This window comes from Corynebacterium sp., assembly GCF_012837295.1.
Lineage (GTDB): Bacteria > Actinomycetota > Actinomycetes > Mycobacteriales > Mycobacteriaceae > Corynebacterium.
In genome coordinates, this window is sequence record NZ_DURI01000292.1 from 1 (window position 1) to 9,037 (window position 9,037).

Consider the following 9,037-nt stretch of genomic DNA (forward strand, 5'->3'; position numbering starts at 1 on the left):
CACCGCCGCCACCGTGCGGCCGGTGATCACCAGCGCCATCGTCGCCGGGATCGCCGCGACGGCGAGCAGGTACGGCAACGACGCGGTGATCATCAGCGAGCCGGTGATCTCCGGCAGGGCGATCGACGCGACCGCCGCCGCCGGCGCCGCGATCGCCGCCCAGCGCGGGCCGGCGACCACCCACGCCAGGTATGCCGCGCCCGCCGGCAGCAGCACCATCGGCGCCACCGCCCCGTACACGTTGCCCAGCAGGATCGGATCACCCGGCACCAGACCGCCCAGCGCGTGCCATGCCGCCGGGTAGAACATGTCGGCCGCGGTCTCGCGGTTCATCAATTCGCCCGCGCGAGTGGGGGAGGCGATGCCCTCCTCCGCGATCCAGCGCAGGAAATTGTTGTGCCAGTGCAGGTCCCACGCCTCGCGCAAGTTCGACCCGCCGCCCGGCAACTCGCCCATCGGCAGCAGGTACCGGGCCGAACCCACCACCGTCACCGCTGCGGAGACCGCGGCCGTCGCCCATTCGGCGGCGGACGGCCGGGCGAAGGGGCTCTCCCCGTCCCGGCCCGAGGCGCGGGAATCGGCGCGGGGGATGAACGCCCGGGCCAGGTACGCCACGGCCGCCGCGCCCGCGAACGAGGCGAGGAACGCGATCCAGCCCCACCTCACGTCCAGCGCCCCGGCCGCCCACGCGCCGAATCCCGCGACGCCCAGGATCACCGGCCCGGCGGCGGCCAACGCCAGCATCGGGCGCAGACCTGCGGCGATGCCGATGATCGCGCCGGGCGCCAGCAGCAGCAAGAGGGTGACCGCGGCCGCAGCGAACATGTGCTCCTCATTCGGGCGCACGGGCGCGGGATCGGCCGCGCCCACCCGCGCCTGGGGTGAAAATTGGGGGATTAACAGTCCCAACATAGGCGGAAAGGCGCGGCCCGGCGGCATTGGGCGGCGACTCGGAGGAAGTGTCGCCGGGCCCCGTCGTGGATGGGGAGGCCGGGTCACCTCCGATACGGGGGAGGGTGTCGGAGTTGACGGTGGATTGTGCGAAACTCTGAAACGGACGCGCCCGGCGTGATCCGCGTGCACCCCGCTGCGCGGACCGGGACGGTGAAAGGGGAGTGTCGTGGACGATCGGACATACGGCCCCTCGGACGGACACATGCGCTTCGACGATTTCGGGCGCTTCGGCGAGTTCGGCTCCCGCCGGCGCGCGGTGAGGGGCGATGACGCGCCGGGCGATGACCGGGGCCCCGCCGACGGTGCGGACCGGCGCGAACGACCGGATTCCCGCTCGAACTCGAACTCGAACCCCGACTCCCACTCGGACTTCGACTTCGACTTCGATGCCCTCGCGCGCAGCCTCGCCGGCGGCGACGCGTCCTCCGTCAGCGTGCCGCTCATCGTCTCCGGCGGCGTGCTGGTGGCGTTGATCGTCCTGTCCTTCGTCTACGGCTGGCCGCTGTGGGCGATCATCCCGTGCATCCTCGCACTGATCATCCTGGTCGGCGCCGGCTTCCTCCGTCGCCCGCCGGTGGCGCCGCTGGAGTTGACCTCGAGCGAGCGCGACCGCGTGCGCCGCGTCCTCGACGAGCACGGCGCCCGCTCGGCCGTCGCGCTGGTCCGCGCGCTGTACCCGGGCGAATCCAGCGTGGCGGCGACGAAGACCGTGCGCCTGCTGCTCGAACGCGGCTGACCGGCCCGCGGCGGTCGGGCCCGCGCGAAACCTCCCGGCGGGTCGAACTAGACTTTCCCGCATGGCAACTGAGCAGGATCCGACCACCACCACCGATTCGACCACGGCGTCCCCTTCGGCCCCCTCGGCCGGCGCCCCTGAGCGCCGCCAGCGCGTGCTGTCCGGGATTCAGCCGACGGCGGACTCCTACCACTTGGGCAACTACCTGGGTGCGGTGAAGCAGTGGATCGGCCTGCAGGACGACTTCGACGCCTACTACTTCATCCCCGACCTCCACGCCATCACGGTGCAGCAGGATCCGAAGGAGCTGCGGCAGCGCACCATCGCGGGTGCGGCGCAGCTCATCGCGCTGGGCATCGACCCTGCGAAGTCCGTTCTGTTCGTGCAGTCCCACGTGCCGGAGCACGCGGAGCTGAGCTGGGTGCTCACCTGCTTGACCGGTTTCGGCGAGGCGTCGCGCATGACGCAGTTCAAGGACAAGTCGGCGAAGCAGGGCTCGGATCACACGTCCGCGGGCCTGTTCGCGTACCCGATGCTCATGGCGGCCGACATCCTCCTCTACCGCCCGCAGCTCGTCCCGGTGGGCGAGGACCAGCGCCAGCACCTGGAGTTGGCGCGCACGCTCGCGCAGCGCTTCAACTCGCGCTACAAGAAGACCTTCGTCGTCCCGGAGGCCCACATCCTGGCGGGTTCGGCGAAGATCTACGACCTGCAGGATCCGACGTCGAAGATGAGCAAGTCGGGCGCGAACCCGAAGGGCATCGTCAACCTGCTCGACGATCCGAAGGTCTCCGCCAAGCGCATCAAGTCGGCGGTGACGGACAACGACGGCGAGATCCGCTTCGACCGCGAGAACAAGCCGGGCGTGTCCAACCTGCTGGTCATCCAGTCCAGCCTGACGGGCGTCCCGGTCGACGACATCGTCGCCGGCTACCAGACCGCGGGCGCCGGGTACGGCCAGCTCAAGGGTGATACCGCCGAGGCCCTGGAGGCGTTCACCACGCCGCTGCGCGCCCGTTACGACGAGCTCATGGCCGATCGCGGCGAGCTCGAGCGCATCCTCGCCGATGGAGCGGATCGCGCGCGCGGGGTCGCCTCCCGCACTCTGGAGCAGGTGTACGAGCGGGTCGGGTTCCTCCGCTCCGCGTCGCGGTAACGGCTTCGTTTCATTCCGGCTGCTTTGCGACGCTCGCCGCGTCGCATTCGGTGCATGTCGGTAAACTGGCCCCGTTACGTTCGCCCGGGTGGCGGGGCCGATTGCCGGTCCGCCGGCACGTCTCCGCCATCCCCACCGACGAAAGCAGGTTCGAGCGATGGCGACATCGACGCGCCCCGACCCGAAGAAGACCGATCGATACGGCATCGAGCGAGTCACCGACGACGATCCTGGTTTCGTCGACAAGATGCGCATGAAGTACGGGTGGTTCGACCACATCATGCGCATGCAGGAGCGGTACTCGCAGGAGGGCGGCAATCACTTCGCCGCCGGCGTCACCTACTTCTCGGTGCTGTCCGTCTTCCCGCTGCTGATGCTCGCATTCGCGATCATCGGTTTCGTGTTGCGGGGCAACGACGAGATGATGCAGTCCATCGAGAACGCGATCACCGAGAACCTCAGCGGCCAGATGGGCGAGACGGTGTCGTCGATCATCGACAGCGCGGTCAGCCAGGCCGGCGGCGTGTTCACCATCGGTTTCATCACCGCCCTGTGGTCGGGCCTGAGCTGGATGGGCAATCTGCGCATGGGCGTCACCGCCCTGTGGAAGCGGCCGATCATCGCCGAGAATTTCGTCATGGGCAAGCTGCGCGACTTCCTGCGCCTGCTGGGCATGATGCTGATGATCGCCCTGACCTTCGCCGTCACGGCGATCGGCTCGTCGGGACTGACCTCGACGCTGGTGGAGAAGGTCGGCCTGGACGGGGTGCCCGGCATCGGCGTGCTGACCACCGTCGTCGCCATCGCGATCGGCCTGCTGGCGAACTGGATCCTGTTCTTCTGGATGCTTTCTGCGCTGCCCCGCGGCAAGGTCCCCATGAAGGCGGCGGCGAAGGGCGCGGTCATCGGCGCCATCGGCCTCGAGGTGGTCAAGCAGCTGGGTTCGCTGTTCTTCTCGAACGCGCTATCCAACCCGGCCGGCGCGGTCTTCGGCCCGATCATCGGTCTGATGGTCGTGTTCTACCTGATCTGGCGCATCACCATGTACGCGTCGGCGTGGACGGCCACGACCGAGGAGGCGCTGGCGATGGAGGAGCCGGACCTGCCGCCGCCGGCCGTGATCCACATCCGCCCGGAGGCCGCCCGCGAGACCGGCGGCCTGGCCAAGCTCCTGCGGTTGTAGCCCCGCGCACCACGGTTACGACGAACGCCGCCCCGAATCGGGGCGGCGTTTTTCGTTGCCCTCGGTCGTGTACCGCGACCTGGTCGGCCCCGAACCATGGGCTGATTCCGGGGCCGTGCGCGGGCTCAGCGCTTCCGCGACCTCCGCGACCCCCGCGACCGCAGCGCCCAGGCGGCGACGGCGATGAGCAGCGCGCCGGCGATGCCGCCGACGATGGCGATGTCGCGGGCCGCCGGCCCGTCGCCGGCTCGGTCTTCCTCGTCGCCGGTCGCGTCGAGGATCTCGTCCTCCATGTCCTCCGGCCCGAGGTCGTCGGCGCCGTCGCCCGCGGCGGGAATCGACAAGTCGCCGACGGACGCCCCGGGCTTCGTCGCAAAGCCGGATTCCAGCAGGGCCGCGGACTGCTGCCAGGCGCGAGGGCCCTCCTCGACCGTCGTGTCCAGCACGATGGTGCCCAGGCGGCGGCCGTCGCGGGCGGCGAAGCCGACGAAGGTGTGGCGGGAATCGTCGGTGAAGCCGGTCTTGCCTCCCAGCGCGCCCTCGAAACCGGAGGCCAGCAGCTGGTTGTCGTTCGACATGGTGAAGCCCTCGATGCCGGCTTCCTCGTCGCCGGGCATCTCGGTCAGGGCGGTGCCGCTGAGGCGCTTGTACTCGGGGTCGTTGAACGCGGCGCGGTAGAACAGCGCCATGTCGAACGCGGAGGTGACCTGGCCGGGGCCGTCGAGCCCGGTGTAGTCGGCGATGCGGGTGTCGGTGGCACCGAGTTCGCGGGCCTTCCGGTTGACCTTGCGCAGGGTCTCCTCGCGGCCGCCCAGTGCCCCGGAGAGGGCGGAGGCGGTGTCGTTGCCGGAGCTCATCAGCAGGCCCAAAAGCAGCTTTTCGACGTCGTATTCGACGCCTTCGAGGATTCCCGCCCGGGAGCCCTCGATGGCCGCGTCCTCGTACCGGGCCGTGACCTTGCGGTCCATCGGCAGTTCGTCGATGACCACCAGCGCCAGCAGCACCTTCGCGATCGACGCGGGGCGGTAGCGGCCGTGCGGGTCCTTCGCGGCGATGACGTCGCCCGTGCCGGCGTCGAAGACCATCCACGACGACGCGGCGACGTCCTCCGGAACATCGAACCCGCGGGATGCGACGACGCCGCATTCGGTCATTTTGGGGCCGCCGGCGGGAGTGGCCGGCACCGGCAGCGGGTCCGGCGACGGGGCGCCCGGGGCGGGGACCTCCGAGGAATCGACCGGCGGCGGGGGCGTGGTCCGGTAGGCGCAGTCGTCGGTGTCGCGTCGGCCCGGAGCGGGGCCCGGGGATTCCTCTTCTTCCGTCGACGTGCTCGTCTCCGGATGGGCGGGGGCTCCGGAGGTCGCGGCCGGTGACGTCGGCTCCGCCGTCTGCGGGGACCGTGCAGTCTGCGCGGTGGCGGTGGCGGGCTCCGCGAGCGGTGCGGTGCCGAGGACCAGGGTCGCGGCCACCGCAAGTGCGGTGCCTCGCGGGATCCGTCGGCGGGTGCGGGACGGCGTCGAGGTGTTCACGACGGATCACCGTAGTCCCCGCGCATGCCCCGGCGGGTGTCGGGTGACCCCGGGGTCGGCGGACGGCGGGAGGGCGGAGGCGGAACGGCGGTGGAGCGGCCGAGGAGCGGTGGTGGAGCGGTGGTGGAGCGGCGGCGGGGAGTCGGGGGCCAAGGCGCGAGGAATGGAAGAGCAGGTGAATCTGTTATACGCTGACCTGTCATGCACAACTCACCCGAGATGACCCTCGATCCCCAGCAGGTCGAGGCGAGTGTCGTTGCTGATCTGCCGAAGGTGGTCCTCCACGATCATCTGACCGGCGGGATGCGTCCCACCACTCTCGTCGAGCTCGCCGATCGGGCGGGTTACGATGCCCTGCCCTCCCGTGATCCCGAGGAGGTCGCCCGCTGGTTCGTGGAGGCCGGAAACGCGGGCAGCCTGCCCGCGCACCTCGAGGCGTTCGCCCACACCACGGCCGTCACGCAGACCGCGGAGTCGTTGACCCGCATCGCCCGCGAGGCCGTGGAGGATCTCGCCGGGGACCGCGTGGTCTACGCCGAGCTGCGGATCGCCCCGGAGCTCCACGTGGACGGCGGCTTGTCCATGCAGGAAGTCGTGGACGCCGTCGTCGAGGGCCTGGGGCAGGGCGAGCAGGCGGCCACCGAGGCCGGCCATGACATCACGGCCCGCCTGATCCTGTCGGCCATGCGCGACCGGGATCGTTCCGTCGAGGTGGCGCAGCTGCTCGTGGACAACCTGCCGGACAATTCCGACCACGATTACGTCGTGGCGTTCGACTTGGCGGGCCCGGAGGAGGGCAACTCCCCGGACAAGCACGCCGCCGCGTTCGCGCTGCTGCGGGACAACCTCGCGCCGGTGACCATCCACGCCGGCGAGGGCGCGGGCCTGGAGTCCGTGCGCGCCGCCGTCGTCGCCGGGGCCAACCGCATCGGCCACGGCCCCCGCGTGTTCGAGGACCTGACCTCGAGCATGGACGGCATCGAGCTGCAGCGCCTGTCCGGCCACATTCGCGACCGGTGCATCCCCCTCGAACTGTGCCCCACGTCCAACGTGCAGACGGGCATCGTCGACGCCATGGCGGATCACCCGTTCCCGCTTCTCGACGACCTGGGCTTCACGTGCACGGTCAACACCGGAAGCCGCCTGTTGGGCGGCACGACGATGACCCGCGAAATGATGATCCTCGTCGACGTCTTCGATTACGGCTACACCGAGCTTTTCCAGCTGACGTGCAACGCCATCGAGAGCGCCTTCGCCGATCTGCCGACGCGCGAGCGAATCCTGGACACCCTGATCTACCCGCCGTACCTGGAGTTGACCGACCAGGACGGCGACGGCGAGATCGACCCGTGCGAGGAAGAGCAGCCGACGATCGGCTGATCGCCGCGAGCCGGACGAGAAAGGGCCGCCGCCCGGAGCAATCCGGGTGGCGGCCCTTCGTCGTGGCCGGGATCTAGATCTTGGAGGTGAAGCGGGCGGTGAGGCCCTTCTCCAGGCGGGCCCAGCCGTCGGCCTCGTCGTCGTACGGCGGCACCGGCTCGGACTGCTCGCCGGTGTCCAGGAGGTAGTTGAGCAGCCACTGCAGCTGCTGGTTGCCCGCGAGGACCTCGTTGACGGCGTCGTCGCCGGCCCAGTCCGCGGAGTCCGCGAGCAGCTCGTACGCGCGACCGAGCTGCGCGGTGTCGACGCTGCCCGGTCCGGCCTTGATGTCCTCGATGAGGCCGGTGAAGGAGTACTCGTTGTCCGGGTGGACGACGGCCTCCAGCTCGCCGGCGTTGGCGGCGGTCATGACCTCGTCCCAGGTGCTCAGCGCCGCCAGGTCGTGGTCGTCGTTCTCGATGAGCCAGCGCACCATGGTGCGCGGCTGCGGGAAGGTGTTGATCGAACCGTGGCGGCCCAGGAAGACCGGGGCGCCGTCAAGGTAGCAGCGCAGGGTGTACAGGGTGCGGCCGCCGATGGCGATGCGCACCGGGTCGATGCCGGCCCGCGCCCACACGGTGGAGTCGTACGGGTCTGCTTCCTCGGCTGCCGCGGCGGCGGCCGCCTTCTCCTTTTCGCGGGCCTCCTTCGCGGCGGCGCGGCGATCGGCGACGGTCTTCTCGGCCTCGTCGAGTTCGGCCTCGGCGGCCTTCACGGCATCGGCGTCGACGTCGCCGGCGGCCTTGCGGCTCTCGGCGAAGAGTTCGTCGAGCGCGTCGACGCAGTTGTCCCAGTTCAGCAGGATCACGCGGCCGACGGCGGACCACTGCGCGGCGCCCGCGCCGTGGAAGTGGTCGGAGCCGTTGGCGGTGGCGGCCAGGATGGAGTTCGACGCGAACATTCGGTTGACCGGTGTGACGTCGGCGATGGCGCCGATCGAACGGGTGATGGTGAACGCGCGGTCCACCGTGGAGACGTGGTCATGATCGGCCTTGCCCGCCAACGTGTCCGGCAGGCCGACCAGGTCGTGGCGGTCGCGGGGCTCGGCGATGACCGACGCGGGCAGCTCGTTTTCGAAGCGGCGCCACGACGGGTGCGACGTCATGTCGTGGTCGGCGCCGGAGCGCAGGAACGCGAGCAGCTCCGCGCGCGAGGAGAACATCAGCGCGTCGTCGCCGTTGCCGAGCAGGGCCTGCCATTCGGCGTTGCCCTCCCGCCAGCTCGGCGCCCACAGCGTGTACGCCGTGCCTTCGGTCAGCTCCAGCTCAATCGCGACGATGCCCTGCCTGGCCATGGTTCGTCCTAACGTCATTTCATCGGTGATCGGTGCACCCGGAAGGATACCCGGCCAGCACCGCCGACAGGCCACGGCACGGCGGATCAGCCGGTGGGCCGCCAGAACCCCTTGAACCCCATGTTCATGTTCGTGGTCCGGATTGGATTGACCTGCACCGGATCGCCGGCCTCGACCATCTGACCGTCGCCGATGACCATGGCAACGTGGCCGTCCCAGACGACGAGATCGCCGGGCAGCAGTTCCGAGGCATCGACGGACCGCCCGACCGCCTGCTCGGCGGCGGTGCGGGGGATGTCGACGCCCGCCTGCCCGTAGGCCCACTGCGTCAGGCCGGAGCAGTCGAGTCCGACGCCCGGGGTGTTGCCGCCCCATTGGTACGGGGTGCCCAACGCGGACAACGCATGGTCCACCGCCGCCTGCGCCTGGGGAGTGGGCGCGCCCTCGCCGGCCGCCGTGCCGGGCTCGGCTCCCGAACTCGATCCGGAGCCCGAGCCGGAACCGGCACCGGCCCAGTGTCCCGAATCGACCCGGGCCGAACCCGCCGCCTGCGCCATCGCCGGCGCGGTGGTGCCCGCCTGTGATCCGGGTGCTTCGGGGATGTCGACGTCGGCGGCGGCGATCGATTCCAGCGTCGACGTGGGCGCGGCGAGGTCGGCGTCCAGCTTCGACAACCTTCCGCCGGCCTCCGTGAGCGCCTCGACGGCGTGGCCCTGCAGTCCGGTCATGGCCAGCAGGGGAGCGGCGGGTCCGGCGCCGGCCGCGC

The 9,037-nt window shown here is 70.5% G+C and carries 8 protein-coding genes; 4 read left to right on the forward strand and 4 right to left on the reverse strand.

Annotated elements, in window-relative coordinates; genetic code table 11:
• Positions 1-825: DUF6541 family protein (locus tag GX015_RS09460; RefSeq protein WP_366926270.1), on the reverse strand; the 825-nt coding region annotated here is incomplete at its 3' end.
• 295 nt (positions 826-1,120) lie between these two features.
• On the opposite strand from GX015_RS09460, the gene GX015_RS09465 reads away from it, so the two are divergent.
• The 3 genes from GX015_RS09465 to GX015_RS09475 all read left to right on the forward strand — a co-directional run bounded on the left by GX015_RS09465 (position 1,121) and on the right by GX015_RS09475 (position 4,029).
• The gene (locus GX015_RS09465; protein ID WP_291344653.1) at positions 1,121-1,690 is read left to right on the forward strand and encodes a hypothetical protein; all 570 of its coding nucleotides are present in this window, start codon (positions 1,121-1,123) and stop codon (positions 1,688-1,690) included.
• A gap of 61 nt (positions 1,691-1,751) precedes the next feature.
• The gene (gene trpS, locus GX015_RS09470) at positions 1,752-2,846 is read left to right on the forward strand and encodes a tryptophan--tRNA ligase (RefSeq protein ID WP_291344655.1); all 1,095 of its coding nucleotides are present in this window, start codon (positions 1,752-1,754) and stop codon (positions 2,844-2,846) included.
• 157 nt (positions 2,847-3,003) lie between these two features.
• Entirely contained in the window at positions 3,004-4,029 is a 1,026-nt protein-coding gene (locus tag GX015_RS09475; protein ID WP_291344657.1) for a YhjD/YihY/BrkB family envelope integrity protein, read from the forward strand.
• Positions 4,030-4,154: 125 nt separating this feature from the next.
• Here the strand turns inward: GX015_RS09475 and GX015_RS09480 are convergent, their stop codons facing one another.
• Positions 4,155-5,558, reverse strand: a complete 1,404-nt coding sequence (locus tag GX015_RS09480; protein ID WP_291344658.1) for a D-alanyl-D-alanine carboxypeptidase family protein — start codon at positions 5,556-5,558, stop codon at positions 4,155-4,157.
• Between the two features lie 201 nt (positions 5,559-5,759).
• Here GX015_RS09480 and GX015_RS09485 point away from each other — a divergent pair, with 201 nt between their 5' ends.
• The gene (locus tag GX015_RS09485; protein ID WP_291344659.1) at positions 5,760-6,938 is read left to right on the forward strand and encodes an adenosine deaminase; all 1,179 of its coding nucleotides are present in this window, start codon (positions 5,760-5,762) and stop codon (positions 6,936-6,938) included.
• Positions 6,939-7,011: 73 nt separating this feature from the next.
• On the opposite strand, the gene GX015_RS09490 is transcribed toward GX015_RS09485, so the two are convergent.
• Together GX015_RS09490 and GX015_RS09495 are read right to left on the reverse strand one after the other, a co-directional pair.
• On the reverse strand, positions 7,012-8,271 hold the full coding sequence (locus GX015_RS09490) for a hypothetical protein (protein WP_291344660.1): 1,260 nt from the start codon (positions 8,269-8,271) through the stop codon (positions 7,012-7,014).
• Between the two features lie 86 nt (positions 8,272-8,357).
• A partial coding sequence (locus tag GX015_RS09495) for a C40 family peptidase (protein WP_291344661.1) occupies positions 8,358-9,037 on the reverse strand: 680 nt, incomplete at its 5' end.